This window comes from Chitinophaga pendula (genome assembly GCF_020386615.1).
Lineage (GTDB): Bacteria > Bacteroidota > Bacteroidia > Chitinophagales > Chitinophagaceae > Chitinophaga > Chitinophaga pendula.
Genome location: NZ_CP077769.1, coordinates 4,398,240 through 4,415,345, shown reverse-complemented (window position 1 = coordinate 4,415,345; position 17,106 = coordinate 4,398,240). Strand labels below are relative to the sequence as shown.

Genomic DNA, 17,106 nt, shown 5'->3' with positions numbered 1-17,106 from the left:
TTGTTTTTAGAAATTTAGACGGATAGTACCGAGGAACTGTCTGGGCGCAGAATAAGTAGCATAGCTGATACCACCGGTAGTAGCTCCTCCCTGACCTTGCGCACTACCACTGATAGTAGCCTCCGGATCAAAATCCGAACTGGCAAAATTCAATGGATTGATAGCACTCAGGCTCACCGTCGCCGATTTGATCACCTTGCGGAACAACGCTGGCTGTAAAGTATAACTCATACCGATCACTCGTACCTTGATAAAGTCCGTACGCTGCACAAACTTGTTCGTAAAATTCAACCAGTTCGTACGTTTGTTCTTGTCGATCTCCGCCTGAGGAATACCTTCATTGCTGGCGCCGTAGTTAAAACGGAACTGCGCATCAAAAGAATTCGCATACGCCCCCTGCTGGTAATCTGCATTGGCAAACAGGTTGAAATGACGATATCGGAAGTTCAAACCCATACTACCAAATAAAGTAGGAATAGTAGTACCCAGGTTCTGCTGCGCCAAGGTACTCTGCAAGGTACCGTCAGGTCCAAATACACCATAGTTACCGCGTAAGAATCCTACCGGGTTGCCTTCCTGCACCACCGTCTGTATAGTACGTGCACTGAAACCATTCAGGTTAAAGGGAGGAATACCGGCCGCATCCTTTACCGTATTATACAGCGTATTCACAGAGGCATTGAGCCGCAGGGAATAGTCTTTGGTCTCCAAAGGAATACCTACCACACTGAATTCCCAACCGCGGTTCAATATCATGCCTATATTATATTGCTGCGGCTGTGATTGACCACTGGAGGGCGTAGGGGGCACAGAGAACAACGCCTGGTTGGTAACAGCCTGGTAATAACTGGCGGTCAGCAACAATCGGTCCTTCAGAAAACCCAGGTCCAAACCGCCTTCTACAGTACGGGTCTTCTCAGGCCCTAACCCGGCATTACCGGGTATGCCGAAAAAGGCTGCTTGCTCATTGTTGAATCCCTGGAAAGCGATCGTACGCAGATTATAGAACGGGAAAGGCAAGTTACCAGCCAGCCCTATACTTCCCCGCAACTTGGCAGACGATACCACCGGCGAGATCGCCTGGAACCAACGCTCATCATTAGGTACATAAGCAATACCTGCCTTTGGATAATATTGAATACCAATGTTGTTACCGAAAGCAGGATTACCGTCCCCGCGTAAACCCAGATCCAGGAACAATTTATTCTTATAACCAATGTTCTCCTGCACATATACCCCATAGTTCACCGCCTGCACCAGCGCTTCCTCACCGGTCTTCGTAGTAGCATCCGATATCAGCCGCGCCCCGTCTCTGATATTACTGCCGTTATACGCACTCTGATGATCTTCCGTCCGGAAATACTGCGTGCCGGCAGTAGATACAAAAGAGAAATCACCGGCCTTAAACTCATATTGCCCGTTCAGCTCCAACGTAATGCCCAGGTACTTCCTGTCCGCATTGGTAATGCTACCCTGGTCCTTTACAGGATTGCCGGTAGTGAAAGAAAGATACTTGTTGGTAGTGATCACCTGGTTCTCCTGCACACGGTAATCCACCCCGCCGGTAGCCTTAAATACCAGGTGTTTTATAGGCTCATATTTAAAGGATTGGGAAGTCTGGAAACGGTTGATCAGGATATTGTTATCCTGCAAACGCTCCGCCTCGTTCACATAAGCTTTCATCTTCGCAAACTCCGCATCGCTCAGCGCATCCAGGTCCGGATTGAACTTCGGTCCGGTAATAGCAGATGCCCCGCTCTCCGTAAACCACAACCCGGTATAACCGCCCTGATTACCATTACGGTTACGCTTATACTTATTATTCACAAAAGAGAAAGAACTTTCATACGTCACCTTACTGCCAAGACCAGCACGGAATCCTGTGCTGAAATCGATCTTACGGTTGCTGTTCTGGTTATACAGCTGCGTACCGCTCGTATTCATATAGTTACCGGAAAAGCTGTAACCAAAGTTGTCACGCCCACCGTTAATACCCACGTGATGACGCTGATAAAAACCATCCTGCATCAACAACTCCTTGGTACGTTTGAAATGCAGGAAGTCCGCCGTAGGGGTCTCAATGCCCATCTGCGTCTCCGCCGTAACCGATGTCTTGTCAGCACCGCCTTTACGCGTAAAGATCTGGATCACCCCATTCGCCGCATCCGATCCGTAAAGTGTAGTGGCCGCACCGCCGTTGATGAATTCTATCTTCTCAATATTATCCATCGGAATGTCAGATATCGAACTGATAGCTGCTCCTTGTGTACTGCCGCCGCCTAATGCCGCCACCGTATTGAGATTATCCATCCGCACACCGTCCACATAGATGATAGGAGTGGAGTTCTTATAAGCAGAGATCACCCCGCGCGAACGCATAATAGAGGTAGCTCCCGCCTGACCACCCGTCAGCCGGATCTGCGCATTGGGCAACCGCGACTGTAACAGCTGATCCAGCCGGCCATTAGGCGCGTCTTCTATGTCACGCGCCCCGATACTCACCACATTAGTCGACAGCCGGCGCTTCGTCGTATTAACACCTTGACCCGTTACCACCACCTCATCCAGACCCAGCCGGTCAGCCTCCAGCGATATATGCAAACCACTGGCATGCTCTCGGCTTACGACAACCTCCTGTCTCTTGAATCCTAAAAAATAGATCACCAGCGTAACCGACTCCTGCTGCGCAGGAAAACGGAGCGAAAAACGCCCTTCCACATCCGTCGACGCCCCAGAACTACTCCCCTTGATACTCACACTCACACCTGGCAAAGCCTCCCTCGTCAACCGGTCCGTTACCGTACCCGTGATCTGCACCTGCTGCTGAACACCGGCAGCATCCGCCTGTATCAACACATACTGACCACTCACCTGGCGAATATGCACAGGAAACGCCTTAAATAACTCCCGCAATACGTCCGCTACCGACTTGTCATTAGCATTGTAACTTATCTTACTGTTGTACGGTATCGCATCCGTACTATAACCTATTCCCAGAGCGGACTGCCGCTCTATCATCTCCAGCACCTTACGCAGTGGCGTCTCCCTCACGGAAAGACTGACCTTTACCTGCTCCATGGTCTGCCCCGTCGTTACACCGGCAAAGGCCATAGATGTACTGAACAAAGCAGAAAACAGTGTCAGTTTCATGGTTAATAAAAAAAGAGTTTTAGCCGGTCTGATACAACCGGAGTAAAAATTGCTCATTTTTGTAGCGTTTTTAATGGTTTACGATCTGTTAAAAATGTTGCACTCCCCCAATGAGTGCAGGTTACGCCGGAAGTGTTGCAAGCGCTTCCGGCTTTTTTTCAGCAGTACTACTTTACTGGCACGGTATAAGATTTTGTGTGAATAATGATGGTCCCCCCTTTTTTATAATATTGAATGCCGGTCAATCCGGACAAAACAGCGAGTATCTCCTCCAGCCCCTGACGCTGAAAACGGATCATATAATGCCCCGTATCAGCTGGCGTGGACTTTAATTGCATAGGAATGTCAAACTGCCGTTGCAGCTCATGCACCATATCCGCGATCGTATATTGTGAAAAATTCAACACACCGGATTGCCAGTCCGCTGCCGCATCCCCGGCAATCGCCTCCAGCTGTACCTGCTGCTGCGCCGCCAGATATCGCAACCCCTCATGAGCATGTAATACATAACTGGATAACGCCGTACCGCCATCACCCCTACGCACCTGTACCGCCCCACTATTAACAGTGATATATTGCATCTCCTGCCCGGGATATGCCTTCACGTTAAACGTTGTACCCAATACCGTCGTCTGTAAAGCACCGCTCTGCACCTTGAAAGGACGCGATGCATCCGTCTTTACATTAAAACTAGCCTCCCCCCGCAATACCAGCTGCCGCTCCCGCTGATTGTAATCCGACGGTATCAGCAACGTTGTAGCCGCATTCAATATCGCCGTACTGCCGTCCGCCAGTTGCACACGCTTATGCACGCCGTTTTCAGCACGCACGATCGTATAAGTATTCCGCCCGTCAGAAAGTACCTGGTAATAGTAATACAAACCACTACATACCACCAGTGCTGCAACAGCTGCTGCAGCCACCCAACGTAAAGGCCGCCGCACAGGATAGGTCCTCCGATGCACCTCGTCTATAATAGCCGTACGTATCCGCTCCTGATCCGCCGCAGAGGCAAATACAGCATAATCCCGGTCCTCCAGACTGTCATACCAGGTCGATATACCTTGCTCATCCTGTGGAGATACCCGCCGGCCTAAATAGCGCCGGAGCAATGCTTTTAATGTGATACTACGTCGTTGTGGTCGTTCCATACAACTACTATATCTCTCTGGAACTACACTGGTACCGCCGTTTTGTGTTAAGGAATTATGAAGCCCTGAAATGGCCTAGTGAGAATGAGATTGTAAAAGGATCATCAGCAACAATACAGATAACGCATCATCGTGCTGCAACCGCATCCTTAAATGTTGCAAAGCCGCACTGATATTATTCTTGACCGTTTGCTCCGAAAGCGATAACTGCTCCGCGATCTCCCGCAAACGCAAACCCGTATCCCGGCTCATACGGTATGGTATCCGCAACCGGTCAGGTAATAAGGCGATCTCCGCCTCCAGCCTTTGTTGTAACTCTTTGAACTCTAACTGTACAGTAGTGGCATTGTCCGCTAATTCTTGTAAAGTAGCCTCCAGCAATGCCTCATTATAAATAGTCGTATGAGGACGCGAATAGTGATCAATAATACAGTACCGCGCCGCCTTGAATAACCACGATGCCAGGCTGTCATTCGCATCCGTATATAACGTATCCCGGTTATTCCAGCAGCTGATAAATATCTCCTGCACGATGTCAACCGCATCAGCTTCCTGCCGTATGCGGGAACAGGTATACCTGTACAATGCCTCCCAATGCCGGTTCACAAGTGTGGTGAAAGCAGGATGATTGCCGGTCCGTATCAGGTCCAGGAGCCGTTGATCCGAAAGCTTTTCCATATCAGACCGCAAATTAGTAGCCCGATATGAACTCAGCATTAAGTTAATGTAATGAAACCAACAACCTATCTTTGTAGCCGATACAAAAAGAAAAACCCATGACCATCAGACCCATCACCCCTGCCGATGACCAACAGGTAGGAAATATCATCAGGACCGTTCTGGCAGAATTCGGCGTCAACAGACCAGGCACCGCATATTACGACGAACAGATATTTACCCTCTCCGCCGTGTTCGATACCCCCGGTGCCGCCTACTGGATCGCCACCTCAGAAGATACCCTCGTAGGTGGCGCCGGCATATTCCCCACCGCCGGACTACCCAACCATTACTGCGAACTGGTGAAATTTTACCTGCTCCCCCAAAGCCGCGGAAAAGGCATCGGGCGGTCCCTCCTGCAAAAAGCAATAGATACCGCCCGACAAATGGGATATACACATATGTACCTCGAAACATTACCAGAACTCACCATCGCCATCCCCCAATACGAAAAGGCTGGATTCAAATACCTCGATGGCCCCCTCGGAAATTCCGGCCACTACGCCTGCACCGTCTGGATGCTGAAAGAACTCTGATCCTGTCAATACTAACCGATGTCCGTCAATGATCAAACTACAATCCCCCCCGCATGACACACAAATTATATAGGACCGGCGCAATCGGCGCACTACTTGATGAATACGAAAAAGCAATCAACGAAACAATCGACCTCGTAGAAGATCTCTCCGATAACGCACTCACCACTATAGTAGATCACAAAACCTCCGATCCCAATTGCCGATCCGTACAAACAGTACTGGCACATGTTATCGCCTCCATGTATAGCTACGCAATCTATATCCGCACCGCTTACGGACAGCCAGTCCCCAGACCTGGCAACATACTCCGGCCATCCGTCGGACAATACATGGAAGATTTTAATGCCGCCATGCAGTTCACCGCAGATTCCTTCTCTAACATAAACGATGAAGAACTCGACCAGCCGGATCCGGCAAAACAAATGGATACCACATGGGGCAAACACTACGACCTGGAACAACTCACCGAACATGCCATCGTCCACGTACTACGCCACAGAAGACAACTCGAAAAATTCAGAATACTACTACGGCAAGTACCATAAAAAAAGCCCTGTTTGCCACTCCGCAAACAGGGCCTGTATAATACACCAATTGGTTATTCCGCTTTCAATGCCTTGATAGGATTGGTAAGCGCCGCCTTGATCGCCTGGAAACTGATCGTAACGATCGCTATCAGCAATACCACAACACCCGTACCCACAAATGTCCACCAGTAAATACGGGTATGATAATCGTACGATTGCAGCCAGCGCGCCATCATAAACCAGGCAATAGGGAAAGCGATCAGGTAAGAGATCGCAATGAGTTGCAGGAACCCTTTCGCCAGCAACGCCATCAACCGGATACTGGTCGCCCCCAACACCTTTCGTATACCCATCTCCTTAGTCCGGCGCTCCGCAGTATAAGCCACCAGACCAAATAATCCCAGGCAAGAGATCAATATAGCCAGCAAAGCAAATACACCGGCTAACTTCCCGATCAACGCCTCCGTCTTGAACATACGATCGAAATCTTCGTCAACGAATTTGTAGGCAAATGGATACCCGGGATTGTTGCGGACCATGACCTCCTCTATCCTGGACAACGCCGTAGGCACCGATACCCCGGAAGCAATCCGGATCGTCATATATTTAGGCATCTCCTTTGAACAAAACAATATCAAGGGCGCACCGGCATTGTACATGTCACTGTATAAAAAGTCCTTTAAAATACCAACGATCTCATAGGGCGTTTCCTCGCCGGAAGAATGAATGATATTGCCCACTTTCCCCGCAGGACCCATCTGCCTGGCCAACTGCTCGTTGATAATAATACTGGTACTATCCGTATTCCCTGCAGGATAAAAATCCCTTCCACTGGCTAGCTGCAACCCCATCGTCGATACATACTCAGGACTGGCATACTCCTTCGTAATCAATATATCCTGCTGCGGGTCCTTCCCCTGCCAGCTGAAACCATCCGAATTAGTAGACAGATTCAATATCTTATCCATGCTCAATGTCGCATTAGCCACCATACCACTTGCCTTTAACTCCTGCTTGATCACATCAAACTTGTCCGCAATAGCACCCCGTACCTGCAGATGTATCAACCGGTCCTTGTTATATCCCAGATCCCGGTTTTTAACGTGACTGATCTGCTGATACACAATCACCGTCGCAATGATCAATACGATTGAGACCGCAAACTGTGTCACCACCAACCCCTTCCGGATAAATATAGCTCCACCACTGGTCTTTAATACCCCCTTCAATACAGACACCGGATGAAAAGAGGATAGATAAAAAGCAGGATAACTACCAGCTATAAGCCCCGTAATAATGCCGATCCCCACCAGCCATAGCAGATGTAGCGGCTGAAAAAGCCCTACAACAAGCGATTTGTCCACCAATTGGTTGAAAAACGGCAGCAACAGGTAAATAAAAACAACCGCCACGATCACCGCAATAAATGATAATAACAACGAGTCGCTGATGAACTGCCATACCAGGCTGCCTTTCGTCGCGCCAATGGATTTCCTTACACCAATCTCCTTCGCCTTCCGCTCCGAACGCGCCGTCGCCAGATTCATAAAGTTAATACAGGCAATGATCAACACGATCCACGCAATAAGAGAAAATAACCGCACATAACCAATCCTCCCCCCGGTCTGCTTACCGTTGGTAAACTGCTCTCGCAGGTTCCAGTCGTTCATAGAAAAAAGAAAACACTCCGTAGTGCTCTCCGGATGTTTCGTAGTAATAAACTTGCGCAACTTATTGTTTACAGCCGCCAGCTCCACAGCAGGGTCCAACTCTACAAAAGTAGTAATGGAATTATTCCCCCAACCCCTCAGCCAAATATTATTATTTTCAAAACGGGCAAATGGACCCAGCCAGTCAAATTGATACGTAGTATTCTTAGGTAAGTCCTTAAATACTCCACTCACCACCAGGGCATCAGTAGCATTCATCTTCAGTACCTTCCCCAGCGCATGCCCGTCCGGAAAAAACTGCTTCGCCATCTTCTCACTGATCACAATCGTATTCAGTTCACGGAAAGCCGTCGAAGCACTTCCCTCCAGCAACTGAAATGTAAACATGGAAAACAAAGACGAGTCAACATAACGGCCGGTAAAATAACTGGAACGTTCTGCCTCCCCAAATAATAACTCAGTCCCCCAGCTCATCCTCGCCGTATGCTTAATACCGGGTATCTCCCGCTGTATCGCCTCCGACAGCAAAACAGGCGTATTCCCAAATGTATACACTACCCCGTCATACGTCTGGTTCTCCATAATCCGGTACAAATGATCCCGCTTCTCATGCACGTGATTATAAGTGAGCTCATCCTCCACCCATAAAAATATCAGTGAGGTACAGGTAATACCAATGACCAGACCGGCAATATTTAGAAAACTAAATGTCCCGTTCCGCCAAAGACTACGTATCGCGATCTTAAAATAACTAGTAAGCATGCATTCCCTTTTTTATGCTTCTGCGAACGGCAAAAACTGCACCCGGACAATATAAAATAGTCAACTTTATGTTTTTCATGATCATTACCTGCCTAATAATCAATGAATAATACCCGAAATTGACAGGTCCGTACACCAAAACAATCCGCAATATACACCATGGCAGACTCCTCCGGTGTACGATTTTGATACACCAGACGTTCGGTTTTGATACAATCACCATCCCGCTGCAAAAGATGAAAAGACAAATAACCTTAAATTGAGTGGGTAAAACCCTCGTTATGATAGCACCCGATTTCGACTTCCGGCATGTGGTTAACCAGGCACCCTCCCTGCAAGACTACAACGCCTTTACCAGCAATCAGATATTGCAGGCATTGGTCAACACCTATGGCGCATCGTGGATCAACACACCAGCCACCGATTTCGGGGCCATCATCGGTAGCGCCGCTTTGATAGAAATGGGACACCTGGCCAATAAACACCTTCCGGTGCTGAAAACACACGACCGCTACGGCAATCGCCTCGACATAGTAGAGTTCCACCCCGCATACCACGAGATCATGGAGCTCGCCATCCGCCACCAGGTACATGCCGTCTCTTGGAACAATAACCACAGTGGCGCCTACCTCGCACACAGTACCTTATCCTATCTTAAACAACAGGTAGACGAAGGTACCAGCTGCCCCATCACTATGACCTTTGCCGCCGTACCTGCGCTGCGCATAGAACCGGCAATAGCAGCAGAATGGCTACCCTTGCTGCTTTCCGGTCATTACGATCCGCGACATATCCCTTACTTCGAAAAGAAAGGCATCACCTTCGGAATGGCCATGACCGAACCCCAGGGCGGCAGCGACGTAAGAGCCAACCTCACCACCGCCACCCCCACAGGAAATGGAACCTACCGTATCACCGGCAGAAAATGGTTCTGCAGCGCCCCCATGAGCGATGCCTTCCTCGTACTCGCCCAAACAGGTAAAGGACTGAGCTGCTTTCTGGTACCCAGGTTCACCCCCGATGGAATAAAAAATACCTTGTTCTTCCAGCGGCTGAAAGATAAACTGGGCAATAAATCCAATGCCTCCGGTGAAGTGGAATTCCACCAGTCCTGGGCACGTATTATCGGCGAAGAGGGAAGGGGAGTAGCCGCCATCATGGAAATGGTCAGACATACCCGGTTGGATTGCGCAGTAGGGTCCGCCGCTACCATGCATCGCGCCGTCGCAGAAGCAATCCACCACTGCAGACACAGGAACGCCTTCGGCAAAAAACTCATAGAACAACCCCTCATGAAAAACGTACTGGCAGACCTGGCCCTCGAATCAGCGGCAGCAACCACCTTGGGCATGCGCCTGGCGAAAGGATTCGACGATGCCCGCAACGACGAAGAAGCCATGTACTTCACCCGCATAGCCACCGCTATCGGCAAATTCTGGAACACCAAAAGAGCTGTAGCCGTACTGGGAGAAGCACTCGAATGTATCGGTGGAAATGGCTACGTAGAAGAATCAATATTGCCCCGGCTGTATCGCGATATCCCCGTCAATGCCATCTGGGAAGGCTCCGGTAACGTACAGGCCCTCGACGTACTCCGGGCCATGCATAAAGAACCCGAATGCACAACAGCACTCATGAACTATTTCACAAAAGCTAAAGGCCTGCACCCCGCACTCGATACACAACTAAAAGCACTGCAACAAGTACTGGCCGACCCCGCTGCCTACGAATTCAAAGCTCGTATCATCGTGGAAAAAATGGCCTTGGCCATCCAAGCCGTCGAACTCATACATACCGCCCCTCCCGATATCGCTACCCAGTTCTGCCAATCCCGGCTATCAACAGATCGACACCTCACCTGGGGAACCCTCGACGATGACAAGGCCGCCGATCAGATCATTCACCTAACACATCATGTATTTTTATCCCAGATACCCCCGGTTTAATCACATTTTATACGATCGCTTTTCCACAATAACTAATATTGCGCTAAAGTTATCGCCTTCATGAATAAAGTCCGTAAAACAGAGCTGGCCGTCGTTACCGCCATATACCTCCTGCTACTGTTCCCATTGCTCTATACCAGCGTATCCAGGAACGTATTCGAATTACAGGACATGTATGGGCACAAATTCGCCCGATACCACCAGGTATTCGACTACTACATACACTACCTCCTGCCCTCCCTGGCAAGGATGACCATATTATACCTGGCATTGCTGTGCATACATTTTGTCATCGTTCCCCGCTATCTCGAACAACGCCGCTGGTGGATAGGGATACCACTGGCCATCATCACCATGGCGTTAGTATTTGTAACCCTGATGGTAGCCGGATCCTATTACAATGGATACCTCCTCGGCGTATACGATACCGTGCAAGGTGCACATACACACTTTGCCAAATCCGCTTTTATACTGACTATCTTCTGTGCCGTACTCTATATTATCTATTATATCCTGCGGGAGGTCTACTGGCGCTACGGCCATGAATGGATCAGCCGCACCGGTTTCTCAAAACAACTATCCTCCGAACTGGGAATAGCCCTCGCATTGTGGATATTGTTCATCGTACTGGCCGTCTCCTCCGATAGCCATACCATCATGCGCCTGATATTTATGGCCGGCCCCGTTTTTATCGGTCTACTTTTCGTCTGGAGCTATATCGTATTACCCCAGTTTCAGCAACATGGCGATAAAAACAAACTGATCCGGGATATATTATTGACAACGGCTGCCACCTGTGTCTTGCTGGCACTGGTGTTAACCGTCATTGGCTGGTACGGAAGAAAAGGTTTCCTGATGGCTGGATTAATGGGCGGATTGGCTTTACTGATCATCCTGCCCCTCAGCTGGTGGCTCTACCGTATCCGCCGGTCACAACAAGCCACCGTCAGCGGATTACAGATCGCATTAGGCACATCCGCCGCCACCCTCGACTTCCATCGCTCGCAGATTAATCCACACTTCCTGTTCAATGCACTCAATACCCTCTACGGTACCGCTCTTCAGGAAAAAGCATCCCTCACAAGCGAAGGCATACAACGCCTGGGAGACATGATGCGGTTCATGCTGCACGACAACCACCAGGAAAAAATACCACTCGAAAAAGAAGTCGCCTACCTGCGTAACTATATAGCACTACAAACACTACGCACACAAGCCGCTCCTAACATCGTCATCGAAGTCAACATCGAAGAAAAAGACTGGGACCTCTGGATCGTACCCATGCTCCTGATCCCCTTCGTGGAAAATGCCTTTAAACATGGTATCAGCATGCGGTACCGGTCCCGCATAGTCGTCTCGCTAAGCTGCACACAAAAACATATCTTTTTCGATGTATATAATACCGTACACGAAAGACCCGAAAATGACCCCGAAAGAGAAAACCTAGGAATCGGACTCAATAACGTCAAACAACGGCTCAACCTGCTGTATCCTGGCAAACATGAGCTGACCATACGACACACCGCCACCGAATTTTTTGTTCACTTAACGATAGATACCGAATAATGCCAGCCTCATCCTCCTCACATACTACAATAGATGGTATGGACCGTTTCCTCTGGTGGCTCGCAGCTGCCGACGTGTCCGTCCTGCAAGAATCACCTGCCGATCACGAAAGATATCGCCTTACCGGCCTCGCAGTACTGGTCACCTGGATATTTGCCACCTTGGCCTGGGGATACTTCTTCTCCACTATTACCAACGATAGCCTCGCCGTAATCGCCTTGGCATTATTTTTCGGATTTGCCATCCTCAGTATAGACCGCGTACTTTTAAGCGCAATGACCCGCAGCCAGGGCCGCAGAAAATGGTTGCCGGTCTTCTTCCGGCTCACCCTCGCTATCACCATCGGCCTCTTTATCTCCCAACCCGTCGTACTAATGCTCTTCAAAAAAGATGTACTGGCCCAGCTGGAAATCAGTAAACAACGCAAACTGGAAGAGTTCCGCCGCAAAGAAATGACAATGGATGCTGCCATGAAAAACACCTGGGACAATGATATCAAACGCTGGCAACAACAGCTGGAAGAAAAAGAAATACAGGTAAAAGCATACAAAGATGCCTACATCCGCGAAACCGATGGCACCGGCGGATCAGGGAAAATAGGAGATGCCGCTATTTCCCGTGTCAAAAAAACAGAATACCTTAAAGCAGAAGAGGAACTGATACTGCTACGCCGTACACTGGCGCCACAACAGACCGCCCGGCTGGCTAACCTGGATACACTGAGACAAACACAGGAAGCCAAAGCCCAGGCCTATCGCAGCCAACTGTCAGATGGATTCCTGGCCCAGATCGAAGCCTTGCAGGAACTGACCGCCGAACACAGTGCCCTGCAACAGCAATACCGGCTGGTCGTTTTCCTCATCACCCTGATCGAAGTACTGCCGGTCCTTAGCAAATTATTAATGCCGCCGGGAGAATATGATGCAAAGATCGCTGCACGTGGAAATAAAAGCAGCACAGGACAGCTGCAACAATTGCAAAGAACCTTACATCAATAGAAGAACGTACATAATATAAAGAATAGGTATGCTGACTGCTATCGCTATAGATGATGAACTGGTGGCACTTTCCGTAATAAAAAACCACGCCGCATTCACCCCCTTCCTGGAGGTAAAGGAGTATTTTACCAACGCATTCGAAGCACTCGACTTCCTGCAAAAAGAAAAAGTAGACCTGATATTCCTGGATATTAAAATGCCCGATATCAGCGGCATGGAATTCGTAAGCAGCCTGGTAGATCCCCCCATGATCATCTTTACGACCGCCTACTCAGAACATGCAGTACAGAGCTTCGAACTCGATGCAGTAGATTACCTGCTAAAGCCATTCTCCCTGCAACGCTTCCTGAAAGCCTGCAACAAAGCCAACCAACTGCAACAGCTGAAAAAGAAAGCCCAGCAGGAAATACCGGCAACTCCCGAATACATCTTTATAAAAAGTGGTTACGAACAACTGAAAGTAGCCCTCGACGATATTTTATACCTGGAGAGCGCAGGTAACTACGTGAGCTTTGTATTGAAACAACGTAATATCCTCTCCCGCCTCTCTATGCAGGAGGCGCTGACACTATTGCCCGCATCCTCCTTTTCTCGCGTTCATCGATCCTTCATAGTAGCCAACAACAAGATCGAAAAAGCCGACCGCTATGCGATCTATATAGGCGATGCCACCATCAGCATAGGGGCCGCCTATGCCGCCATAGTAGAACGATTGTTAAAAGGCGATACCAACAGTTACTGATAGATTAATACTCATACACACATAACAGCTCCTTCTTACTGATACGTGTCTCATCAGGATAAGCAAAAGCATTATTGATGTATTCAACCCCATCCAGGCTCACCCGCCTGTTCAGGTGACTATGCCCATATATATGCATAATAGGACTCACCCGCCGCAACTGCTCCTCCAGCCCGCTACTACCCAGGAAAGGATAAATGAAACGGCGCTCCTCAGGAATATAGTCAGGCATCACATCGATCCGGGGCAAAAAATGAGAAAAAGTAATCCTCGGAATATCGGGCCGTATAGATAACAACGCTGGCTCATTGAGTCCCAGAAAATGCCGGGTCACTGCCGCCATGTCAGCAAACCCACGCCATTGACAGGCATAAAAATCCTGCCAGCTGTCCATCGCATACTGGGTAGGAAACCCAAACGAATAGTCATACCACCCTAACAATGGGATAATGGTTAACTGCTCCAGGTGCAAAGTAGTCGTATGTATACCATAAGACTTAGCCAACTGATTGGTCAGCTCATATTTCTCCAGCGAATGATTCAACGTACTGGCCTTTATCCACAGATCATGATTGCCGGGTACGAAAATCACCTCCTTGAATATTTTCTTCAGATGATAAAAAGCAGTCTCTACAAGCGGAATATGATGGGAAATATCCCCTCCAAGTATAAGAACATCCTCTTGGTAGTCATATCGGGAAAGACCTTTCAGCCATTTGAGATTCTCCGTATAGTCAATGTGCAGATCAGATATTGCCTGGATTTTCATGTTGATACTTATTCCCTGATTTTCCCCGCTTATATTTTGTAATTGTAAGCAGCGTTTGTAAGAACTGCAAAATAACTATAAAACATCATCCGAGAGAATTATTACCCGAATGAAAAAACCTCCTTATATTCGCCCTTGAATTACACCCTGTACTGTTATTAATAGCAAACCCCATGAAAAAAATCACCCTCATGCTGGCGGTATTATGTACCGTACTCCGCGTATATGCCCAGGAAGGCATACAGTTTACCACAGGATCCTGGAATCATATCCTCCAACAGGCCAAAGCCGAAAATAAACTGGTATTCATAGATGTATATACCACCTGGTGTAAACCTTGTAAAATGATGGATGAAGAGGTCTTTACCCGCAAAGACGTGGGCGAGGCTTTTAACGCCGCATTTATTAATGTCAAAATGGATGCGGAAAGAGGAGGGGGCAGGATAGCCCGCCTGTACGATGTCAAAGGATATCCCACCTATCTGTTTGTAAATGGCGACGGCCAGCTGGTGTATAAGGTCGTAGGAAGTACTAATGCGGAAAGATTTATATCGTACGCCCAGGCAGCACTCATCGAAAAAGAAGACCCTAAGCCACTGATACAATGGAAAGCCGAATACGCAGCAGGTAAACGCGGAAAAACATTCCTTGTCGCCTACTTCAAAAAGAAAATGACCCAAAACATCAGGGATGCACAACTACTGGAAGAGGTCTTCGAAGTATTATCTCCCGAAGATGCAACGGATACCACACTCATGAAAATGGTATATACAGACGACCGGATGTTTCAGCCGGGCGGACATGCCTTTCGCTATACCATAAAGCATTACCAGGCTATAAACAATACCTTGGGAGATGCCCGCTCACTACAGGTATTATTTGCCGGTATCTATGCTTCCAGCATAAAAGGGGAAGAAACAGGATTGCGCCTGGCCCAATCTAATTTACTGAGTATCGCCATGACCATCGACGATAAACATGGAATACTGATGGCCAAAAGCCTGCCAATGATCTACTATCGATACAATGGCGACTCCGTCAGAATGTGGAAGGCTACCCACGACCTGATAGAGGATTTTGTGATTCCGGCCCTCCCCGCCCTCGCACAGCAAGATTCCGCCAACTTCCAGGCATTTATGGCGCCCTACCTCAATGGTACACAGGATTCATCGAAAGTGCCCGGCTGGAAGATCAATTGCCGTCTTAAACAGGCAGAACAAAGGATCACCTACGCCTACCAGCTACGCGATGCCGCAGAAGCCGTATACAAAAACTATCGTAAACCCGCCGCCATGAAAAAAGCAATGGAATGGGCCCGCCTGGCAGATGCTTCCTTCCCCCATTTTTCCGCTAAAGCCGTATATGCAGGATTGCTATTCAGCAATGGCGAAAAAGCCGCCGCCATCAACATGATGCAACAAGCCAGCGAAGACTTTTTCCTGGATGGCCATCCGGATAAAAAAAACATCTTACTCGCTAATGCAGAAAAACTGAAAGCAGCACAACTACCCGAACAACTCTGGCCCTAATCACCTACACCCATATAAAAAAAGGCTGTCTGTCTATTGTAGTATCTTTGCACGCTAAATAGAACAAACAGCCATGTCTACGCCCAGGTATTTTGAATCTAACTATAAGTTCTTCGGACACTTAATAATAGACCAGCAAGCAGTACAGGACATCAATGCCGGAAAGTACAAAATGTACATCCAGATATTCTATTTGCCCCAGGGATATAAACTGAAAATCGATTTTAACGAATACACCACCGACGGACCGGCTTTCTTTTTCGTAAGCGGTAATCAATATATACAGATCCTGGAAACGGGAACAGCAGAAGCCCATTATATCTACTATACCCGCGATTTCTATTGCATACAGATACACGACGCCGAAGTAGCCTGCGATGGCATCGTATTCAATAATATCTATAACATGCCCATGACAAAACTGCCGGCGCCCGAAGCCAAAGCAGTAAATGATGTGTATACACTCCTCATAGATGAACTGACACAAAAAGAATCCTCCCACGAAGAAATGATCCGTACCTGCCTCAAACAATTGATCATAAGAGGTACCAGGCTGTGGAAAAAACAACAATTAAACCACCTGCAGGATGAACCGGAACGAGAGATCGAATTTTTTAGGGACTTTAGCAAATTAGTAGAGATTCACTACAAGAGTAAACATGCCGTCTCAGAATATGCCGACCTGCTGGGCCTGGCTCCCAAAACCCTATCCGCCAAATTCAGCCGCCTGCACCTTACCCCTCCCAATGATATCATCAAAGACAGAATCGTACTCGAAGCAAAACGCCTGCTATGTTATACCTCCAACAGCGTCAAAGAAATAGCCTATCAACTGGGATACGACGATCCCGCTTACTTTAATCGCATGTTTACCAATAAAACAGGGGATTCTCCGGCCGTTTTTAAGAAAAAGTACCATCAGGAGGAAAAAGTACAATTTTAATCAACTTTTTGATATTTTTTTCGGCGTGTAGCCGGCGTACTTTTGTATCGTCAACGAATCGGAAACAGAACGATACAAGACAGAAAACTTATTCAAT

13 protein-coding genes are annotated in these 17,106 nt (G+C 48.3%); 8 read left to right on the top strand and 5 right to left on the bottom strand.

Annotated features, from left to right (window positions below):
- Window positions 1-6: 6 nt before the first annotated feature.
- The 3 genes from KTO58_RS15655 to KTO58_RS15645 form a co-directional block, all read right to left on the bottom strand.
- On the bottom strand, window positions 7-3,150 hold the full coding sequence (locus tag KTO58_RS15655) for a TonB-dependent receptor domain-containing protein (protein WP_095838464.1): 3,144 nt from the start codon (window positions 3,148-3,150) through the stop codon (window positions 7-9).
- A gap of 167 nt (window positions 3,151-3,317) precedes the next feature.
- Window positions 3,318-4,301 (bottom strand): FecR family protein, encoded by a 984-nt coding sequence (locus tag KTO58_RS15650; protein WP_225859776.1) that lies wholly within the window; start codon window positions 4,299-4,301, stop codon window positions 3,318-3,320.
- A gap of 75 nt (window positions 4,302-4,376) precedes the next feature.
- A complete protein-coding gene (locus KTO58_RS15645; protein ID WP_157752918.1) occupies window positions 4,377-4,979 on the bottom strand; it encodes an RNA polymerase sigma factor in 603 nt (200 codons plus the stop codon).
- Window positions 4,980-5,077: 98 nt separating this feature from the next.
- Between KTO58_RS15645 and KTO58_RS15640 the strand changes: the two genes are divergently transcribed.
- Together KTO58_RS15640 and KTO58_RS15635 are read left to right on the top strand one after the other, a co-directional pair.
- Window positions 5,078-5,554 (top strand): GNAT family N-acetyltransferase, encoded by a 477-nt coding sequence (locus KTO58_RS15640; protein ID WP_095838468.1) that lies wholly within the window; start codon window positions 5,078-5,080, stop codon window positions 5,552-5,554.
- 53 nt (window positions 5,555-5,607) lie between these two features.
- Window positions 5,608-6,102 (top strand): DinB family protein, encoded by a 495-nt coding sequence (locus KTO58_RS15635; protein ID WP_095838469.1) that lies wholly within the window; start codon window positions 5,608-5,610, stop codon window positions 6,100-6,102.
- A gap of 53 nt (window positions 6,103-6,155) precedes the next feature.
- On the opposite strand, the gene KTO58_RS15630 is transcribed toward KTO58_RS15635, so the two are convergent.
- Window positions 6,156-8,516 carry an ABC transporter permease gene (locus tag KTO58_RS15630; protein WP_095838470.1) on the bottom strand — a complete coding sequence of 787 codons (2,361 nt, stop codon included), beginning with the start codon at window positions 8,514-8,516 and terminating at the stop codon, window positions 6,156-6,158.
- Between the two features lie 281 nt (window positions 8,517-8,797).
- Here KTO58_RS15630 and KTO58_RS15625 point away from each other — a divergent pair, with 281 nt between their 5' ends.
- From KTO58_RS15625 to KTO58_RS15610, 4 genes are read left to right on the top strand one after another with little or no spacing between them, the layout of a single operon-like run.
- Complete coding sequence (locus KTO58_RS15625) at window positions 8,798-10,462, top strand: acyl-CoA dehydrogenase family protein (protein ID WP_095838471.1); 1,665 nt, start codon at window positions 8,798-8,800, stop codon at window positions 10,460-10,462.
- 60 nt (window positions 10,463-10,522) lie between these two features.
- Window positions 10,523-12,028 carry a sensor histidine kinase gene (locus tag KTO58_RS15620; RefSeq protein WP_095838472.1) on the top strand — a complete coding sequence of 502 codons (1,506 nt, stop codon included), beginning with the start codon at window positions 10,523-10,525 and terminating at the stop codon, window positions 12,026-12,028.
- Window positions 12,028-13,026 carry a DUF4407 domain-containing protein gene (locus tag KTO58_RS15615; protein WP_095838473.1) on the top strand — a complete coding sequence of 333 codons (999 nt, stop codon included), beginning with the start codon at window positions 12,028-12,030 and terminating at the stop codon, window positions 13,024-13,026. Before KTO58_RS15620 ends, KTO58_RS15615 begins: the two co-directional genes overlap by 1 nt.
- Before the next feature lie 28 nt (window positions 13,027-13,054).
- Window positions 13,055-13,768 carry a LytR/AlgR family response regulator transcription factor gene (locus KTO58_RS15610; RefSeq protein ID WP_095838474.1) on the top strand — a complete coding sequence of 238 codons (714 nt, stop codon included), beginning with the start codon at window positions 13,055-13,057 and terminating at the stop codon, window positions 13,766-13,768.
- Window positions 13,769-13,772: 4 nt separating this feature from the next.
- Here KTO58_RS15610 and KTO58_RS15605 read toward each other — a convergent pair whose 3' ends face one another.
- The gene (locus tag KTO58_RS15605; RefSeq protein ID WP_095838475.1) at window positions 13,773-14,537 is read right to left on the bottom strand and encodes a metallophosphoesterase family protein; all 765 of its coding nucleotides are present in this window, start codon (window positions 14,535-14,537) and stop codon (window positions 13,773-13,775) included.
- Window positions 14,538-14,710: 173 nt separating this feature from the next.
- Between KTO58_RS15605 and KTO58_RS15600 the strand changes: the two genes are divergently transcribed.
- A complete protein-coding gene (locus tag KTO58_RS15600; protein WP_095838476.1) occupies window positions 14,711-16,066 on the top strand; it encodes a thioredoxin family protein in 1,356 nt (451 codons plus the stop codon).
- Window positions 16,067-16,139: 73 nt separating this feature from the next.
- The gene (locus tag KTO58_RS15595; RefSeq protein ID WP_095838477.1) at window positions 16,140-17,009 is read left to right on the top strand and encodes a helix-turn-helix domain-containing protein; all 870 of its coding nucleotides are present in this window, start codon (window positions 16,140-16,142) and stop codon (window positions 17,007-17,009) included.
- Window positions 17,010-17,106 lie beyond the last annotated feature (97 nt).